The sequence below is a fragment of the Allobosea sp. genome, from assembly GCF_017308015.1.
Taxonomy (GTDB): domain Bacteria; phylum Pseudomonadota; class Alphaproteobacteria; order Rhizobiales; family Beijerinckiaceae; genus Allobosea.
Genome location: NZ_JAFKFW010000002.1, coordinates 543,822 through 561,701 on the forward strand (window position 1 = coordinate 543,822; position 17,880 = coordinate 561,701).

Genomic DNA, 17,880 nt, shown 5'->3' on the forward strand with positions numbered 1-17,880 from the left:
GCCGGTAGCCGGCCCCCCGGAGCCCAGCCGCGACGCATTCGCGGCCTGTCAGCCCCGGCGAAAGAACGTCGCGGGGCGGGAATAGGTTCCGGGGTGGGATTTTGGGGGCGAAAGGGGGTGGCTGCGGTTTTCAGGGAGCGTGTGGGAGCCGCAAACAGAATACCCCTCTCCTGCATCGAAGTCAGCTGTTGCCGACTTCGATGCAGGAGAGGGGTAGGGGTGAGGTGTAGGCCGCTGGACCAGTCTGGCGCGGAACCAACCGCAGCCGCGGTGAGGGCACAGCAAGGGCGACCAACGGCCTACCCCTCACCCTGCCCTCTCCCTCCGGGAGAGGGTTTCCAGCGCTGTCCTCGCCTCAGCAGGCGATGCGGTCGATTGTCGAAGAAGGCATCGACCGCCGGGCGGATTTCGGCGAGCGCGGCCATGGCGCCCTCGTAATCCTCGGCGGCGACGGAGGCTTGCGCCTTCGGTGTCGCCTGCGCGAGTGCGACGGCAAGCGCCTTCTCCTCGATCAGGCCGGCCTCGGCGATGAGATGGAGGTCCGGAGCCTCGGCGAAAGCACCCTCCCCATCCTTCTTCTCCTCGACCTTGAGGATATTGGCGGCGCGCTTGTAGCCGGCGAGTAGGTTCTTGCCGTCCTCGGTGTCGAGGAAGCGGCCGAGCGCATCTGCCGTTCTAACGATGATCGAAATGACCCTAACGTTGGCCATGCCCGGCATCATCGCCTCGCGTCGAATGCCTTGACGCGCAACCGCATCGACTACGTCGTGAGCAATTCCGCGATCACGCAACATGACCTTCAGACGCTCGAGGATGAAGTCGATCAGGTCGAACGCTGCAATCGGTGCGTCCACATTTGGCCACTTGTCGAATAGGGGCGTCAGGATCTGTTCGAGCTGAAGACGGTTCAGATTGTTTTCATCGCAGATTCGGCAAATGCCCAACGCCGCGCGACGCAGCGCATAGGGGTCCTTGCTCCCGGTCGGCTTCTCATCGATCGCCCAGAAACCGACGAGCGTGTCGAGCTTGTCGGCGAGCGCGACCGCGACCGAAACCGGATCGTTCGGCACGCGATCCGAAGGCCCGAGCGGCTTGTAATGCTCCTCGACCGCCGCGGCGACGGATGCATCCTCGCCCTGAAGCTCGGCATATTTCCGGCCCATCAGGCCCTGCAGTTCCGGGAACTCGCCGACCATCTCGGTCGGCAGGTCGGCCTTGGCGAGCCTGGCGGCGCGCTCGGCCTTCTCGGGATCGGCCCCGACGATCGGTGCCAGTTCCCGCGCCAGCGCGGCGATGCGCTGAACGCGCTCACCTTGCGTGCCGAGCTTGGCGTGGAAGACGACGCCGAGCTTGTCGAGCTTGGCCATGCGCTGGTCGAGCGGCTTGGCGAGATCGAGCCCGAGCTTCTCCGCGCTGTCCTTGAAAGTGTCGAGGTCCGGCAGCGCGCCGCGATCGGTCTGCCAGAAATAGGCGGCGTCCGAGAGGCGCGCGCGCACGACGCGGCCATTGCCGGCGGTGATCGCCACGCCGCCGTCGCTGGCGGCGAGGTTCGAGACCAGGATGAAGCGGTTGGCGATGTTACCGGTCGCGGGATCGCGCAGCACGAAGCATTTCTGGTTGGCGCGGATGGTGGCGCGGATCGCTTCGCCGGGAATGTCGAGGAAGCGCTCCTCGAAGGAGCCCATCAGCACGACCGGCCATTCGACGAGGCCGGCGACCTCCTCCAGCAGGCCCTCATCCTCGACGAAGTCGAGCCCCTGCGCGAAGGCGAGGTTGCGGGCGTCGGTGAGGATGATCTCCTTGCGGCGGTCAGCGTCGAGCACGACCTTCGCTTTTTCGAGCGAGGCGACATAGTCCTCCAGACGCTTCACTGTGATCGGGCCGGGCTCGTGGAAGCGGTGGCCATGGGTCACGTTGCCGGAGACGATGCCATCGACCTCGAAGGGCACCACTTCCGGGTCCTCGGTCTCGGCGGCGCCGAAGGTGCAGAGGATCGAATGCAGCGGGCGAACCCAGCGCAAGCTGGCGCCAGCGGCCGAAGCCTTGCCCCAGCGCATCGATTTCGGCCAGGGGAAGGACCGGATCACCGCGGGGACGATCTCCGCGATGGCCGCGGCGGTCTCCTGGCCGGGCTTCTCGATGATGGCGACGTAAGAGTCGCCCTTCTTGGGATCGCTGACGATAGTTGCCTGATCGATTGACGAAAGGCCGGCGGCCTTGAGGAAGCCCTGCACGGCGGCGTCGGGTGCGCCGACGCGCGGACCTTTTCGCTCCTCGCGCACGTCGCGGCCGCGCACGGGCAGGCCGGCGATGTGCAGCGCGAGCCGGCGCGGCGTCGCGAAGGCCCTGGCGCCCTCATAGACGAGGCCGCGCTCGACCAGCGCATCGGTGACGAGCTTCTTCAGGTCTTCAGCCGCCTTGCGCTGCATGCGGGCGGGAATCTCTTCCGAGAACAGTTCAAGCAGAAGATCGGGCATCAGTTCGCTCCCCCGCCGGCGGTCTTCAGCCAGGCCGCGCCGCAGGCCTTGGCGAGCTCGCGCACGCGCAGGATGTAGCTCTGCCGCTCGGTGACCGAGATCACGCCGCGCGCATCGAGCAGGTTGAAGGTATGGCCGGCCTTGAGGCACTGATCATAGGCGGGCTGCACCATGAGATGGCGCTCGCCGGCCTCGCCCTTCTGCAGGAGGGCGCGGCACTCGGCCTCCGCCGCGGCGAAGCGCCGGAACAGGGCATCGGTATCGGCGTACTCGAAATTGTAGCGGGAATATTCCTGCTCGGCCTGCAGGAAGACGTCGCGATAGGTGACCTTCTCGTCGCCCTCGAGCCCGTTGAAATTGAGCTCCATGATGCTCTCGACATTCTGCAGATAGCAGGCGAGGCGTTCGAGACCGTAGGTAAGCTCGCCGGAGACCGGCGCGCATTCGATGCCGGCCACCTGCTGGAAATAGGTGAACTGGCTGACTTCCATACCGTCGCACCAGCATTCCCAGCCGAGGCCCCAGGCACCCAGCGTCGGGTTTTCCCAGTCATCCTCGACGAAGCGGATATCGTGCAGGGCCATGTCGATGCCGATAGCTGCGAGCGACTGGAGATAGAGCTCCTGCAGGTTCGGCGGGTTCGGCTTCAGGATGACCTGGAACTGGTAATAATGCTGCAGCCGGTTGGGATTCTCGCCATAGCGGCCGTCCTTGGGCCGGCGCGAGGGCTGGACATAGGCCGCCCGCCAGGGTTTTGGCCCAAGCGAGCGCAGCATCGTGCCGGGATGGGAGGTGCCGGCGCCGACCTCCATGTCGTAGGGCTGCAGCACCACGCAACCTCGCTCGGCCCAGAAGCGCTGCAAGGTCAGCAGCAGCCCCTGGAAGGAGCGGGTCGGGTCCATCGCCGGGGAGGAAGCCGGGATGGATGAATGCGAGAGTGGCGCGGGGGCGGACAAGTGCCTGCAACCTTCCGATAACGAGGGAATGGTGCGGTGATTAGGGTTCGGGCCTGTCATGGTCAAGCGCGGGCCGGAACCGGACGCGGACAGCTTTCGTTCATAACCGGTCTGATATCGACAAAGGCAACCGCACGGTGCGCGATGTTCGGGGCGAGCATTTGATGACGGACCGGCGGCTGTACAACCAAGGAGTAAGCCCATGTTGACAACCCGCATCATTGCCGCCGCCTTCGGCGCAGCAACCTTGCTCGGTGCCGCCATGAGCACCGCCCCGGCCTCCGCGGCCCCGATTTCCGCGGGCACGGCCTATGGCGCGGGCGCCGAGACCGGCCTCGTCCAGCAGGCCTGGCACCATGGACGCCCGCATTACCGCCCGGGCCGCCCGCATTATCGTCCGCGCTGCTGGACCGAGTCCCGCCGCGTTTGGAACGGCTATCGCTGGATCAGACGCACGGTGCGCGTCTGCCGCTGAGGCGAACGCCCATTTTCGAAGACGACAGAACGGCGCGGTCTCGCGCCGTTCGCGTATCCATCTGCCGAGCCGACGAAAAGATCCATGGAGACGACGATGTTGCGGGCAGCCATCCTAGCGGCAGCGGCGGCCATGGCTCTCGGCGGTGGCGCCCTGATGACGACATCGGCCGCCGCAGCGCCGGTCGTCGCCGCGGCGGACCGGCCCGCGCGAGCGGAGCGCGGGCTCATCGCACTGGCCCAGCATTACCGCCCGCGCCGCTACTACCGGGCGCGCATCTCCTATCCTCGCCCGCTCTGCTTCTGGTCCGACCGCCGCGTCTGGAACGGCTGGCGCTGGGTGGTCCGACCGATGCGCATCTGCCGCTGAGCTGAAACAAGGATGGCCGCAATGCGGCCATTGGCTGAAGGCAAGCTGAACGAGGCGCTCCCGTTCCGTTCAGGTTCGGGGGCCTAATGTTCAGTTCAAGGGCGGCGTTTTCATCCGACGGCAGGGACTGCCGACGCCATCTCATGGAGGTTTTCATGTTTCGGACAATGATCGTCACCATGGCGACCGCCGGCGCGCTCGGCGTGGCCGGCATCGCCGCCACTCCCGCCTCCGCCGCCCCGATCGGGGCTGGGCCGATCGCAGCCGCTCCTGCGGTCACAAGCGAAGGCATGGTGCAGCAGGCGCAGTATTATTACGGCCCGCGCCGCTATTACGGGCCGCCGCGCTATTACGGCCCCCGCTATTATGGGCCGCGGCGATATTATGGTCCGCCGCGCTACTACGCCCCGCGGCCCTATTACGGCCCGCCGCGGTTCTACGGCCCGCGCCCCTATTACTGGTAATCGGGGCCCAGCCTCCCGCGACCGCGATGCACCGCATCGCTTGCGGGCGACAGCTTGCCGTCGGGGCCATTGATCACGAAAGCCGGCAGCAGCATTGCCGGCTTTCTGCTGTTGAGGATGGCCGTGACGATGATTCGGATCGCCGGCCTGTCGGCGAAGGCGTGGACCGGGCGGACCGCGACCGCACCGAAGCCGGTTTCGAGAGCGGCCAGCACCTCAGGCAACGCCTCGACCCGGTGAATCAGCGCGAGATGGCCACCCGGCCGGAGCAGGCGCCGCGCGGTCCGCAGCCATGGGGCAAGCGCTCCCTCCGCGACATGAGCCGCCTTGCGGTTGGGAACAGGCGAGGCTTTGCTGCCTCCCGGCGGATAGAAGGGTGGATTCATCGCGACGGCGTCGAAGGAGGCCGGTGCGAGCCCCCGTTCAGATAGGATAGCCGCCCGCGACGTGACATCCCCGGCCACGACAGTCACCCGCCCGGCGATGTCGTTGAGCCCCGCATTGCGCCCAGCCAGCGCGGCGAGCGCCGGATCGCGTTCGAGCAGCGTGACACGCAGTTCCGGCTGCATCAACGCCGCCGCGAGGCCAACCGTGCCTACGCCGGCGCCCAGATCGAGCAATGCGCCCTGCTCCAGCCCCGGAAGGGCTGCGGCGAGCAGAATCGCATCGCTCCCCGCACGGTGCCCCTTGCGTGGCTGAAGCAGCCGCAACCGGCCATCAAGCAAGCGATCCTCCACGATCTCGCCGAGCGCAGAGGCCGGGCTGCTCTCACTCATCGCGCAGTTCTGCGCCGTAGCCGGCCTCGATCAGGAGCGCCCTTGCTCGCCGGCGATCGGCCTCGCGCACCAGCAGGCGGCGCGGGAAGGCACCGATCATGCCCTCCAGCGAGCTGATATGCTGGTCGGCGATCAGACAATCGAGATCGGCCGAAGCCAGCAGGGCCTCGACGGCGCCGAGCAGGATGAGATCGTTGGTGCGAATGAGTTCGTGCATGGCGCCATGGAGCCCAACCATCGTCGCCTGCGCAAGAGCCGAGGGCTTTCGGGCCCGTGTTCACGCAAAGGTGCGGCGTCACGGCGGTTTGCAGGGGCTGGCGTCCCATGCGACGGTTGTGGCATGGCACAGGCGCGCCGCTCGGCGCGAGGATCCGACTCGGAGTGCGTTCAGTGGGTGTCGTCGTCTCCCTTGAGGAACGGGAATCGAACCAGGCCAGCATCGAGCCGCTGGTCGCGCTGACGCGCGCGGACATGGAACGCGTCAACGCGATGATCCTGTCGCGCACCGGCTCGGATGTGACGATGATCCCGGAGGTCGCCAACCACCTGATCTCCTCGGGCGGCAAGCGTTTGCGGCCGATGCTGACGCTCGCGATGGCCGATCTCTGCGGCTACCAGGGCGAAGGCCATGTCAAGCTCGCGGCCTCGGTCGAGTTCATGCACACGGCCACGCTGCTTCACGACGACGTCGTCGACGAGAGCGACATGCGCCGCGGCAAGCTCGCGGCCCGCATGCTCTGGGGCAACGAGGCAAGCGTGCTGGTGGGCGACTTCCTGCTCGGCCAAGCCTTCAAGATGATGGTCGAGGTCGGCTCACTGCGCGCGCTGGATATCCTGTCGACCGCCGCCTCCGTAATCGCGGAAGGCGAGGTGCTGCAGCTTTCGGTCGCCAAGAATACGGAAACGACGGAAGACGAGTATCTCTCGGTGATCCGCGGCAAGACGGCCGAGCTCTTCGCCGCCGCCTGCGAGGTCGGACCGGTGATTGCGGGCTCCTCCAAGGCCGATGCCGCCGCCTGCCGCAGCTATGGCCTCAATCTCGGCATTGCCTTCCAGCTCATCGACGATGCGCTGGACTATGGCGGCGTCGCGGCCAAGCTCGGCAAGAACACCGGCGACGACTTCCGCGAGGGCAAGATCACCCTGCCGGTCGTGCTCTCCTTCCGCCGCGGCGACGAGGCCGAGCGCGCCTTCTGGAAACGAACGCTGCAGGACGCCGATGTCCGCGATGGCGATCTGGAGGAAGCCCGGGCGATCATGTTCCGGCACAAGGCGCTCGACGACACGATCGCCCGCGCCGAGCATTACGCGCGCATGGCCAAGGACGCGCTCGGGTTATTCCCGGCGTCCCCGATGAAGCAGGCGCTCAACGCCGCAGTCGATTTCTGCGTCGCGCGCGCGCACTGAGCGCGACGATGACTTCGGCGGACAAACCGGAGATCGAGACCCTCTCGACTCGGATCGTCTACCGGAATCGCTGGATGACCGTCCGCGAAGACGCCATCCGGCGGCAGGATGGCTCCCGGGGCATCTATGGCGTCGTCGAGAAGGTCGATTTCGCCGCGATTGTTCCCGTCGAGCCCGATGGCAGCATTCATCTCGTCGAACAATATCGCTATCCCGTCCGGGCACGTTTCTGGGAAGTTCCGCAAGGTTCATGGGAATCGAGCCCGGAGGCAGATCCCCTGACCGTGGCCCAAGGCGAGTTGCGCGAGGAAACCGGCCTTCAGGCGGCCGAGATGGCCAAGCTCGGCTATCTCTTCGAATGCTATGGCTATTCGAACCAGGGCTGCCATGTCTTCCTGGCGAGGGGGCTGACCCAACAGGCACGCGATCTCGATCACGAGGAGCAAGGCCTGATCTGCCGCTGTTTTCCGGCGCGAGACGTGATGGCCATGATCCAGAACGGCCAGATCAGAGACGCCACCACGGTCGCCGCCATCGGGATGCTCGTGATGAAGGGCCTGTTGCCGCAAGCCTTCGCTTCACCTGCCTGAACCGGGCGGCAAACCTCTTCACCCCAACAGCGTCGGCTTGATCCACCAATCCGGGTGCTCGCGCTGCAGAGCCTTCGCTGCCGCAGCGCTGACTGTGCAATCGTCGAACAGCGCGTAACAGGTCGCGCCGGAACCCGACATTCGGGCGAACCGGCAGCCGGGCAATGCCACAAGCCGCTCCAGAACCTCATTGATCACCGGCGCGATCCGCAGTGCGGGCGCGGCGAGATCATTGGTCGTGGACGTGAGGTAACTGATCAGTTCAGCAGCCGACCCCGGCGCCGCGAGGCTCCCTGCGCGTGCAGCAGATAGCATCTTCCCGGCCTCAAGTCCGAGCATGCGGAACACGCCGACTGTCTCGACGCCCACGCCGGGATTGACCAGCAGCGCGAAAAGCGGTGGCAGCCTGAGGACCGGGCCGAGCCTCTCGCCGATGCCCGCCATCAGCCGGGCACGCGAATCGAGGCAGACCGGCACATCGGCACCGACGCCTGTAGCGACCGCCCGCAGGAGCGGATCGGCTGGCGCGATACCGTTCAGGCGCGCCAGCAGGCGCAACGCTGCAGCCGCATCGGCCGAGCCGCCGCCGATCCCGGAAGCGATCGGCAAGCGCTTGACGAGATGGAAGCCACCGAGACGAAGGCCCGGGCGTGCGGCAGCGAGCGCCCGGGCGGCGCGCAGAACGAGGTTATCCTTATCGACGGCGAGCTTTTCGGCCCGCGATCCGGCAAGCGTGAGTGCAAGCGGCGCGTCAGGAGCGAGCGAGAGCGTGTCGCCCACACCCGCGAAGGCAACAAGGCTTTCGAGTTCGTGATAGCCGTCGGCGCGACGGCCGAGCACGCGCAGGTCGAGATTGACCTTGGCGCGGGCGCGTGTCGTCAGCGGCAGGACCATGGCGTCAGGCCGGCAACGCCACGGCGTCAGCCGCCATCCTTCTTGGTCTCTTCGACGGCGTTCGCCGAAGGATCGTCCATCCCGCGCTCGATCTTGCGGAGAATCTTCTCGAGATCCTCGGGCTCGGGCTTGAGATCGCGGGCGTGATTCCACTGGAACTTCGCCTCGAGCTGACGTCCCGTCTTCCAATAGACGTCGCCGAGATGGTCGTTGATCACCGGATCGGACGGGCGCAGCTCAGAGGCCCGCTCGATCTCGCGTGAGGCATCCTCGTAGCGGCCCAGGCGATAGTAAGCCCAGCCGAGCGAATCGATGATGTAGCCGTCGCGGGGCCTGAGCTCGACGGCGCGGCGCAGCATGTCGAGCGCCTCGTCGAGCTTGAGATGCTTGTCGACCAGCGAATAGCCGAGATAGTTCAGCACCAGCGCGCGCTCGCGACCGAGCGGATCGGGCAGCAACTCCAAGGCCTTGCGCAAGTCAGCTTCGGCCTCCGGCCAGCGATTGATGCGCTCGCGGGCAATGCCGCGGAAATAGAACAGGTCCCAGTTGGCGCGGCCGGGCGAAGCCAGCTTGGCGATCGCCTTGTCATACGCGGCAGCCGCCTCGGCGAACTGCTTGCGCGAACGATAGATATTGCCGAGCGCGGAGAGCGCGTCGACATCGTCCGGCCGCTCGGCAATGACCTTGTCGAGATGTTTCACCGCCTCTTCCGGCTTGCCCAGGTTTTCCAGCGCCAGCCCGGCCTGGATTTCGGCATTCGGGCGCAGCGGCGAGGAGGCCGGCATCTTGTCGTAGACGGCGACCGCGTCCTCCGGCTGGCGGGCGCGCTCGAGAATATCGCCCAGCGTCAGGATGGCGAGGTCGTGGCCGGGATCCAGGTAGATCGCCATGCGCAGGTAGAGCAGCGCGGCAGCCTCGTCGCCCTGACGATTGCCGGCGCTGGCGAGGCCGTAGAGCACTTCGGCCGCGCCCTGCTGCGGCGTCGAGATCTGACGCGGCGGCGCATCCTTCCTGCCGACGAGTGCCATGCCTTCGCGAATGATCGGGTGGTTCGGGAGCAGGCGGTCGAAGGCGGCATAGGTTTCGGCCGCGCCGGTGAAGTCTCCCGTGCGAGCCTGGAAGCGCGCCCAGAGGTCGACCAACCGGAGCGTGGTCTTCTCGGCGTCATAGGCCGATTTGAGGCGTTTCGCGGCATCGGCCTTCCGACCGGCGGCGTCGAGGATCAGTCCGGCGTGATAATCACGGAAGAGATTGTAGGAGGGTTCGCCCTTGAGGCGCTCGAGCGTCTCGATGGCACGGCGCGAGTTGCCCGATCCGAGATAGGACCAGGCCGAAAGCAACGTCGCAGTGATGTCTGCCGCGCGGCCCCGGCCGCCGCGCTGAAGATGGTTGCGCGCCGTCTGGTAGCTCTTCTGTTTGATCGAGCGGATGCCAATGACGAGCTGGGCCAGACCGTTGCTCGGATCCTGCTGGATGAGCCTGTCAGCCGCGCGGAAGGCATCCGGCATGGCACCGTCGGCCAGGAAGGCAACGAAGGCGCGCTCGGTCAGGTCGTTGTTCTGCGGATCCTCCTTGATCGCCTCGCGCAGATAGACGGAGGCCGCGCCGAGATCGCGCGAGGCACCGGCGACGATCGCCGCGAGGTAATTGCCCTCGAGGCTGTCGCCTGGTTCGAGCGTGTCGGCCGCACGCGGCTGTGTCGCGCCCTGAGCGGCGGCCACGGCTGGCAGGAACATCAACAGCGACAACACAGCAGCCGTGCCGGAGGCACGCACCTTCTTCAATAATGTCACGACTGCCATTCTCCCTCGGTCCGCGGCCTCACCATCTCGGGGCGCACTCTTCCAGCGGACCGTGATCGCTTCGCGTAGGCCGCCAAGATGGCGGTTTCCGGGCGGGCGGGCAAGCCGGCCGCCTCGTGAATGCGGCGGCTTCGTAGCAGCGGCGCAACACTCGCCGAAATCCGGATGACGGAGCGGCCGGCACCGGAAAACAGCGATCATCGCGCAGGAATATCAAGCCTATGATTGCCCTCGTCTGCAGATTACGCAGCGATTCCACTGGGACTATTCCAATGAAGAAGATCATTCTGAGCGTTGCCGCCGTCGCGCTCCTCGGCGGCTTCGCCGCCGGCTGCGCCAAGGAAGAGACCAAGCCCGTCGCGCCGATCGTCCGGAAGGGCTGATCGGCTCAAGCCCAGACAACAAAGGGCGCGCCCGCCGGCGCGCCCTTCCTGATTCCCGAGACCGCGAATCGAACGCGATCACATATTCGCGTAGCCAGGCCCGCCACCGCCTTCCGGCACCGTCCAGGTGATGTTCTGGGCTGGGTCCTTGATGTCGCAGGTCTTGCAGTGGACGCAGTTCTGCGCGTTGATCACGAAGCGCGGATTGGTCCTGGCCTCCGCGTTCTCATAGACGACCTCGTAGACGCCCGCCGGGCAATAGAGCCGCGCCGGCTCGCCATAGAGCGGCAGGTTCTGCGTGATCGGGACCGAGGGGTCGGTCAGCTTGAGGTGCGCCGGCTGGTCTTCCTCGTGATTGGTCGAGGACAGGAAGACCGAGGAGAGCTTGTCGAAGGAGATCTTGCCGTCCGGCTTCGGATAGGCGATCGGCGTGACTTCGGCGAGCGGCTTCAGCGTCGCGAAATCCGGCTTGCCGTGCTTCAGCGTGCCGAAGGGCGACCAGCCGAAAAGCTGGTTCAGCCACATGTCCATGCCGCCGAGCCCGATGCCGAGGAGCGTGCCGAACTTCGACCAGAGCGGCTTGACGTTGCGGACGCGCTTCAGATCCTTGCCGATGGCGCTGTCCCGCCAGCTCGTCTCGATCTCGACGACCTCGTCGTGCTGACGACCGGCTTGCAGGGCCGGAACCAGCTTTTCGGCGGCTAGCATGCCCGACAGGATGGCGTTGTGGCTGCCCTTGATGCGGGGCACGTTGACGAAGCCCGCCGCGCAGCCGATCAGCGCGCCGCCCGGGAAGGTCAGCTTCGGCACCGACTGCCAGCCGCCCTCGGTGATCGCGCGCGAGCCATAGGCGATGCGCTTGGCGCCATCGAATGTGTCGCGGATGAGCGGATGGGTCTTGAAGCGCTGGAACTCATCGAAGGGCGAGAGCGTCGGGTTCTGATAGTTCAGGTGCACGACGAAGCCGACCGACACCAGATTGTCGTCGAAATGATAAAGGAACGAGCCACCGCCGGTGCTGTTGTCGAGCGGCCAGCCGAAGGAGTGCTGGACGCGGCCCTTGTGGAATTTCTCCGGCTTCACCTGCCAGAGCTCCTTCAGGCCGATGCCGTATTTCTGGGGTTCGCGGCCCTCGTCCAGCGCAAAGCGCTTGATCGCGATCTTGGAGAGCGAGCCGCGCGCGCCTTCTCCCAGCAGCGTATAGCGGCCGCGCAGCTCCATGCCGCGCGTGAAGCGGTCGGAGACCGTGCCGTCCTTGGCGATGCCCATGTCGCCGGTCGCGATGCCCGCGACCGAGCCATCCTCGTTGAAGAGCAGCTCCGCAGCGGCGAAGCCCGGATAGATCTCGACGCCGAGCGCTTCGGCGCGTGCGCCCAGGAACTTGGCGACCAGCCCGAGCGAGCCGACGAAATTACCGTGATTGTCCATCAGCGAGGGCATGCCGAAATTCGGCAGGCGGATGCCGTTCGGCTGCGTCAGGAGATAGAAGAGGTCCTCCTTGACCTCGGTGGTCAGGGGGCGCTCGGGATCGTCGCGCCAGTCCGGCACCAGCCTGTCGAGGCCGATCGGGTCGATGACAGCTCCCGAGAGGATGTGGGCGCCGACCTCTGCGCCCTTCTCGACCACGACGACGGTGAGGTTCTCATCGAGCTGCTTCAGCCGGATCGCGGCAGCCAGGCCCGCAGGGCCCGCGCCGACGATGACGACGTCATAGTCCATGCTCTCGCGCGGTTCGCTCTGCGCTTCCTTGAGATCCATCCTGCCCTCCGCCTCAGCAGCCGCGCCGCACAATAGTTTATATATGAACTATCTCACCGGCTCATTCAATGCCGGCCTTCGTCCAGTCTGGAACCCCTCTATCCAAGCGCGCGTTCCATTTTGCAACTGCGTCGGCTCGCGAATTGGCCTCTCAGGGTATAGGATGTCTCCATGAGCCTGTCCGATGCAGCCGGCCCCGACGCGCCCGATCCTTATGAGCTTTTGAGCTGGTACGCCGAGATGGGCGTGACCGAGGCGCTCGACGAGACTCCGCGCAATCATTTCGCTGATCCGGCTCCTATCGGCGAGCGCGGCAATGAACAGCCGCGTTTTCGCTCTCTACCCGGTCGTCCGGTCCCTCCAGCGCGACCGATCGCGGCCGCAGCCACGCCCCCCGACGACGCGACACTCAGTGCCAGGACACTGGCACGCGAGGCGCGCACGCTCGATGAGTTGAAGAGCGCACTGGCCAGATTTGAAGGCTGCGCGCTGAAGGCCACCGCCAAGAACCTCGTTTTCGCCGATGGCAATGCGCAGGGGCGGGTGATGATGGTGGGCGAGGCGCCCGGCGCCGACGAGGACCGGATCGGCCTGCCCTTCGTCGGGCGCTCCGGGCAATTGCTCGACCGCATGCTCGCCGCGATCGGGCTCAGCCGGAAGGACGACGTCTATATCGCCAATACCGTGCCGTGGCGGCCACCCGGAAACCGCACCCCGACGATACAGGAAACGGCGATCTGCCTGCCCTTTATCCAGCGCCAGATCGAACTCGCCGACCCCGATATCCTCGTCTGCATCGGCAAGCCCTCCTCACAGGCTCTCCTCGGCTTCAAGAGCATCACGGCCTCGCGCGGCAAATGGGTTGAATACGACACCGGCACCCGGCGTATCCGTGCGATCGCGACCCTCCACCCGGCCTATCTGCTGCGCCGCGCGCTCGACAAGCGTCTCGCCTGGCGGGACCTGCGCGCGCTGAGGGCCGCGCTCGACGGGAAGAATTGACGCAGCGACGTTGCGCGCAGGGGCGTCGCAAGGCAGACTTGCCTTAGATCGCATCCAGAAATGCCCCAGCGGGCATCACCTAGCGCCTGTGCGGCGTGGCCGACGGAGTTCTGCGATGGTCATCGATGCATTTCTGCTCTCACGCATCCAATTCGCCTTCACGGTTTCCTTCCACATCGTCTTCCCCGCCTTCACGATCGGGCTTTCGGCCTATATCGCGACGCTGCTCGGACTGTGGTTGAAGACGGGCGACGCGAAATTCCATCTCCTGGCGCGCTTCTGGACCAAGATATTCGCCGTCTCCTTCGCCATGGGCGTGGTCTCCGGCATCGTCTTGTCCTACCAGTTCGGCACCAACTGGAGTCGATTCTCGACCGCGGTCGGCAACGTGGTCGGCCCGCTGATCGGCTACGAAGTGCTTTCCGCCTTCTTCCTCGAGGCTTCCTTCCTCGGCGTGATGCTGTTCGGATGGAAGCGCGTGCCGCCCTGGCTGCATTTCCTGTCAGCGGTCATCGTCGCAGGCGGCACGGCGCTCTCGGGCTTCTGGATCCTCTCGGCCAATAGCTGGATGCAATACCCGGCGGGGCACGAGGTGCGCGACGGCATCGCCTACCCCGTCGACTGGATGAAGATCGTCTTCAACCCGACCTTCCCGCTGCGCTTCGCGCATATGATGACGGCCGCCTATCTGACGACCGCCTTCGTCGTGCTGGCGACCGGCGCGCGCCACCTGCTCGCCGGGCATCGCACCGAATCGGCCAAGACGATGGTCCGGATGGCGATCCTGATGATCGCCCTGACCGCGCCGCTGCAGGCCGTGATCGGCGACTTCCATGGCCGCGACACCGCGACATATCAGCCGGCCAAGCTCGCCGCGATCGAGGCGCACTGGGATTCATCGAAGCCCGGCGCGCTCGTGCTCTTCGCCTGGCCCGACGAGAAGGCCGAACTCAACCGCTTCGAGATTTCGATCCCCGGCGTCGCCAGCCTCGTCACCCATGGCAGCATGAACGCGCTCTTCCCGAGCCTGAAGGATTTCAAGGTCGAGGACCGCCCGCCTGTGCTCATTCCCTTCTTCGCCTTCCGGGCGATGGTCGGGATCGGCGTGCTGATGATCCTGTTCGGCTGGGCCGGCGCCTGGCTCTGGCGCAAGGGCACCGTCTTCGAAGCGCGGCGCTGGCTCTGGATCGCGCAATACACCTGGCCGGCGGGCTTCATCGCTATCCTGGCCGGCTGGTTCGTGACCGAAGTCGGGCGCCAGCCCTGGCTGGCGACCGGCATCATCCGCTCGGCCGACGCCGTCTCGCCGGTCACCACGCTGCAGGTCGCGATCTCGCTCGCTTTGTTCGTCTGCGTCTATTCCGTCGTCTTCACGGCCGGAATCCTGCTGATCAACCGCCTGATCGACAAGGGACCGGACGAGATATCCGGCGAGGATGCGCCCGAGCAACCGTCCAAGCGCCCGCTCAAGGCTGCGCAGGGTGAGGCCGCCGCAATCTTCGGCGACGGCAAGCCCGGCGACGACAAGATTCAACCGGCACTCTGAGGAGACAAGCCATGGAATGGTATCTCCCCGTGATCTGGGCCGGGCTGATCGGCACCGCCGTGATGCTCTATGTGGTGCTCGACGGCTTCGACCTCGGCATCGCCATCCTGTTCCCGACGACGAAGGACGAGAGCGAGCGCGACCAGATGATGAATTCGGTCGCGCCGTTCTGGGACGGCAACGAGACGTGGCTTGTCCTCGGCGGCGGCGGGCTCTGGGTCGCCTTCCCGCAAGCCTATGCCATCATCATGCCGGCCTTCTATATCCCGGTCATCCTGATGCTGCTGGCACTGATCTTTCGCGGTGTCGCGTTCGAGTTCCGCTGGGTCGCCAAGCCGCATCACCACCGCTGGGACATCGCCTTCTGGCTCGGCTCCACCGTCGCCGCCTTTTCGCAGGGATTGATCCTCGGCGGCCTGATCCAGGGCGTCACGGTCGCGAACGGCCAATTCGCCGGAGGGCCGTTCGACTGGCTGACGCCCTTCACCGTGATGTGCGGGATCGGCGTCGTGGTGGGCTATGCCCTGCTCGGCGCGACCTGGCTGATCTTCAAGACCGAAGGCCCGGTCGCGGAACGGGCCCGTCGGCAGGCCAGGACGCTGCTGCTGGCGCTGATGGGCTTCGCCGCGCTGGTTTCGCTATGGACACCCTTCGCGCATCCGCGAATCGCCGAGCGCTGGTTCACGCCGGGCAATCTCGTCCTGCTCTGGCCCTTCCCCGCACTGACGGCGTTCTGCGGCTACATGGTCTGGAAGCGGCTCCAGGGTGCGCATGAATTCACGCCCTTCGCCTTTACCATCGCGATCTTCCTGCTCTGCTTCCTCGGGCTGTCGATCTCGAACTTCCCCTATCTCGTACCGCCCTCGGTAACGATCTGGGACGCGGCGGCCGCCCCCTCCTCCCATGTCTTCGTGCTGATCGGCGTCGCCTTCCTGCTGCCGATGATCCTGTTCTACACGGCCTTCGTGTACTGGACCTTCCGCGGCAAGGTCAGAGCGGACAGCGGCTACCACTGAGCGGAACCAACGCGGTCACGCGACGTTCAGGTCCAGCCTGCAAAGACGACTTGAGTTCCCCGCATCTCCCGGCGAGATTGCGGGGGAGCTTCGCCGAGGATGCCTTCATGCAATGGGAAGATTACCGCCAGTCCGATAATCTCGAGGACCGGCGCGGCAGTGGCGGCGGCTTCGCCGGCATGCCCGGTGGACGTGGCGGCGTCGGCATCGGCACGATGGTCGTGCTCGGCCTGCTCGGCTGGGCGCTCGGCATCGATCCCCGCCTGCTCATCGGCGGTGCAGAACTGATCGGCGGCATCGGCGGGCGCGAGCAGACACAGGAAACGCGCCGCTCCTCCGGGCCGCCGCAGGACGAGATGGGCCGCTTCGTCTCGGCCGTGCTGGCGCAGAACGAGGACATCTGGTCCAAAATCCTGCCGCAGCAGGCCAATACCCCCTACCAGCCGCCGCGACTCGTGCTCTTCTCCGGCGTCGACCGCTCTGGCTGCGGAACCGCGCAATCGGCGATGGGACCGTTCTACTGCCCGGTCGACAAGAAGGTCTATCTCGACACCTCCTTCTTCCAGGAGATGCAGCGCAAGCTCGGCGGCGGCGGCGACTTCGCCTATGCCTATGTGATCGGCCACGAGGTCGGCCATCACATCCAGAACCTGCTTGGCATCCTGCCCAAGGCGAATCAGATCCGCGAGCGTTCCTCCGAACGTGACGCGAACGCGATTTCAGTGCGAATCGAATTGCAGGCCGACTGCTTCGCCGGCGTCTGGGCCCACAACATCCAGGCGATGGGCCGCCTCGACCAGGGCGATATCGAACAGGCGATGCGCACCGCCTCCGCCATCGGCGACGACAAGCTGCAGAAGGCGGCGCAGGGCGTGGTCGTGCCGGATTCCTTCACGCATGGTTCCTCGGCGCAGCGCACGAAATGGTTCACCACAGGCTTCCAGTCCGGCTCGATGCAGAGCTGCGACACGTTCCGGAATCAGGTGTAACCGGCGCCTCCCGATAGGAGGGAGGCAGCTTCAGCCGCGGAGTTGCGCCGTCTCCAGCACACGCACCGGCAGCCAGGAGACGCTTTCGATTATATCGAAGGCTAGGCTGAACGGCTCGAAGCACCCGGCTGCCAGCGCAATCGCTTCTTCACGCCGATTCGCCGGAATGGCCATCGCGATCGTGAGATGCGGGGTCCATTGCCCGGGCCGATAATGCGGATCACAGAGGGCTGGGTCGATGCTTTCGTGAATTCGGGCATGCAGGCCGATCAGACTCTGATCGTTGCGGGGCGACAGCCACAGGACCAGCGGATCGACATCGAACAGACCGATCCGGTCGAAGGTCAGCGGAACCGGCTTCTCATGTACGCACCGGGCGAGGGCTTCGCGCAGAATGTCCGCAGGGAGATCGGGATAGCGCGCAAGCGTGAGATGGGGCGGATAGCCCAAGGCCCTGATCGAGGGGACCATCTCCCAGGCTGAAGCCCTGTCGACCCATTGCCAGAACGGACGCGCTTCCGATGACGTGCACAGGGTGATGCCGATCATCAGCGGGAGAGCCTTTGGATTCGCCAGAACCGGCGAACCCTAACAGAGCCTGCAATATCCCGGAATTCCGCGCGGAGGGCTGCATTCAGCCCTCCGCCTTGTTGTCATGGAGCTGCCGGATCACCATCGACGGCGATCCGGACCCTTTGCGCGGCACCGGATGATCCGGCACCTAGCTCCAGAATCCTTCCTGATGAACGCGAGGTGAGAACGTATCCTCGTCCTCCTGCTGCTCCTCGCGCTTGTCCTCGTCGCGCTCGGCTTCGAGCGCTGAACAGGAATCGTGCCGTTCAAGCATGGATCTCTCCTTTCGAGGTCTGGGGGAGGCGCTTCAGGCAACCGTCAACATATGAACTTATGTTGCACCGCACAAGTTCCGGAATGAGTTTCGTTCTGCCATGCGCCGCAGGCATAGCTCGTTCCAGGT

The 17,880-nt window shown here is 65.8% G+C and carries 18 protein-coding genes; 9 read left to right on the top strand and 9 right to left on the bottom strand.

All coding sequences use genetic code 11. The features are described from left to right. Window positions 1-299 precede the first annotated feature (299 nt). Both glyS and J0I42_RS02615 read right to left on the bottom strand, forming a co-directional pair. Entirely contained in the window at window positions 300-2,477 is a 2,178-nt protein-coding gene (gene glyS, locus J0I42_RS02610; RefSeq protein ID WP_291652472.1) for a glycine--tRNA ligase subunit beta, read from the bottom strand. Then, complete coding sequence (locus J0I42_RS02615; protein ID WP_291652474.1) at window positions 2,477-3,379, bottom strand: glycine--tRNA ligase subunit alpha; 903 nt, start codon at window positions 3,377-3,379, stop codon at window positions 2,477-2,479. The genes glyS and J0I42_RS02615 overlap by 1 nt, the downstream gene beginning before the upstream one ends. Window positions 3,380-3,635: 256 nt before the next feature. On the opposite strand from J0I42_RS02615, the gene J0I42_RS02620 reads away from it, so the two are divergent. From J0I42_RS02620 to J0I42_RS02630, 3 genes are all read left to right on the top strand, one after another. Beyond that, a complete protein-coding gene (locus J0I42_RS02620; RefSeq protein ID WP_291652476.1) occupies window positions 3,636-3,908 on the top strand; it encodes a hypothetical protein in 273 nt (90 codons plus the stop codon). A gap of 84 nt (window positions 3,909-3,992) precedes the next feature. Further along, on the top strand, window positions 3,993-4,277 hold the full coding sequence (locus J0I42_RS02625; protein WP_291652478.1) for a hypothetical protein: 285 nt from the start codon (window positions 3,993-3,995) through the stop codon (window positions 4,275-4,277). 155 nt (window positions 4,278-4,432) lie between these two features. Next, on the top strand, window positions 4,433-4,741 hold the full coding sequence (locus tag J0I42_RS02630) for a hypothetical protein (RefSeq protein WP_291652480.1): 309 nt from the start codon (window positions 4,433-4,435) through the stop codon (window positions 4,739-4,741). Here J0I42_RS02630 and J0I42_RS02635 read toward each other — a convergent pair. Both J0I42_RS02635 and J0I42_RS02640 read right to left on the bottom strand, forming a co-directional pair. Continuing rightward, a complete protein-coding gene (locus J0I42_RS02635; protein ID WP_291652482.1) occupies window positions 4,732-5,517 on the bottom strand; it encodes a tRNA1(Val) (adenine(37)-N6)-methyltransferase in 786 nt (261 codons plus the stop codon). The genes J0I42_RS02630 and J0I42_RS02635 overlap by 10 nt on opposite strands. Continuing rightward, window positions 5,510-5,734 (bottom strand): putative signal transducing protein, encoded by a 225-nt coding sequence (locus J0I42_RS02640; RefSeq protein ID WP_291652484.1) that lies wholly within the window; start codon window positions 5,732-5,734, stop codon window positions 5,510-5,512. The genes J0I42_RS02635 and J0I42_RS02640 overlap by 8 nt, the downstream gene beginning before the upstream one ends. Before the next feature lie 173 nt (window positions 5,735-5,907). Here J0I42_RS02640 and J0I42_RS02645 point away from each other — a divergent pair, with 173 nt between their 5' ends. Beyond that, entirely contained in the window at window positions 5,908-6,924 is a 1,017-nt protein-coding gene (locus J0I42_RS02645; protein WP_291652676.1) for a polyprenyl synthetase family protein, read from the top strand. Window positions 6,925-6,932: 8 nt separating this feature from the next. After that, entirely contained in the window at window positions 6,933-7,514 is a 582-nt protein-coding gene (locus J0I42_RS02650; protein WP_291652486.1) for an NUDIX domain-containing protein, read from the top strand. Window positions 7,515-7,532: 18 nt separating this feature from the next. Here J0I42_RS02650 and J0I42_RS02655 read toward each other — a convergent pair whose 3' ends face one another. The 3 genes from J0I42_RS02655 to J0I42_RS02665 all read right to left on the bottom strand — a co-directional run bounded on the left by J0I42_RS02655 (window position 7,533) and on the right by J0I42_RS02665 (window position 12,351). Beyond that, window positions 7,533-8,408 carry a 4-(cytidine 5'-diphospho)-2-C-methyl-D-erythritol kinase gene (locus J0I42_RS02655; RefSeq protein ID WP_291652488.1) on the bottom strand — a complete coding sequence of 292 codons (876 nt, stop codon included), beginning with the start codon at window positions 8,406-8,408 and terminating at the stop codon, window positions 7,533-7,535. Between the two features lie 26 nt (window positions 8,409-8,434). Continuing rightward, entirely contained in the window at window positions 8,435-10,201 is a 1,767-nt protein-coding gene (locus J0I42_RS02660; protein ID WP_291652490.1) for a tetratricopeptide repeat protein, read from the bottom strand. Window positions 10,202-10,671: 470 nt separating this feature from the next. Continuing rightward, window positions 10,672-12,351 carry an electron transfer flavoprotein-ubiquinone oxidoreductase gene (locus tag J0I42_RS02665; protein WP_291652492.1) on the bottom strand — a complete coding sequence of 560 codons (1,680 nt, stop codon included), beginning with the start codon at window positions 12,349-12,351 and terminating at the stop codon, window positions 10,672-10,674. Window positions 12,352-12,522: 171 nt separating this feature from the next. On the opposite strand from J0I42_RS02665, the gene J0I42_RS02670 reads away from it, so the two are divergent. The 4 genes from J0I42_RS02670 to ypfJ all read left to right on the top strand — a co-directional run bounded on the left by J0I42_RS02670 (window position 12,523) and on the right by ypfJ (window position 16,904). Continuing rightward, window positions 12,523-13,353 carry a uracil-DNA glycosylase gene (locus tag J0I42_RS02670; RefSeq protein ID WP_291652494.1) on the top strand — a complete coding sequence of 277 codons (831 nt, stop codon included), beginning with the start codon at window positions 12,523-12,525 and terminating at the stop codon, window positions 13,351-13,353. Window positions 13,354-13,468: 115 nt separating this feature from the next. Then, entirely contained in the window at window positions 13,469-14,899 is a 1,431-nt protein-coding gene (locus J0I42_RS02675) for a cytochrome ubiquinol oxidase subunit I (RefSeq protein WP_291652496.1), read from the top strand. A gap of 11 nt (window positions 14,900-14,910) precedes the next feature. Beyond that, window positions 14,911-15,915: a cytochrome d ubiquinol oxidase subunit II gene (gene cydB, locus J0I42_RS02680; RefSeq protein ID WP_291652498.1), complete on the top strand. Its 1,005-nt coding sequence runs from the start codon at window positions 14,911-14,913 to the stop codon at window positions 15,913-15,915. Window positions 15,916-16,022: 107 nt separating this feature from the next. Beyond that, the gene (gene ypfJ / locus J0I42_RS02685) at window positions 16,023-16,904 is read left to right on the top strand and encodes a KPN_02809 family neutral zinc metallopeptidase (protein WP_291652500.1); all 882 of its coding nucleotides are present in this window, start codon (window positions 16,023-16,025) and stop codon (window positions 16,902-16,904) included. Window positions 16,905-16,934: 30 nt separating this feature from the next. Here the strand turns inward: ypfJ and J0I42_RS02690 are convergent, their stop codons facing one another. Next, on the bottom strand, window positions 16,935-17,453 hold the full coding sequence (locus J0I42_RS02690; RefSeq protein ID WP_291652503.1) for a 2'-5' RNA ligase family protein: 519 nt from the start codon (window positions 17,451-17,453) through the stop codon (window positions 16,935-16,937). Between the two features lie 172 nt (window positions 17,454-17,625). Then, complete coding sequence (locus J0I42_RS02695; protein ID WP_265058305.1) at window positions 17,626-17,751, bottom strand: hypothetical protein; 126 nt, start codon at window positions 17,749-17,751, stop codon at window positions 17,626-17,628. Window positions 17,752-17,880: the final 129 nt, after the last annotated feature.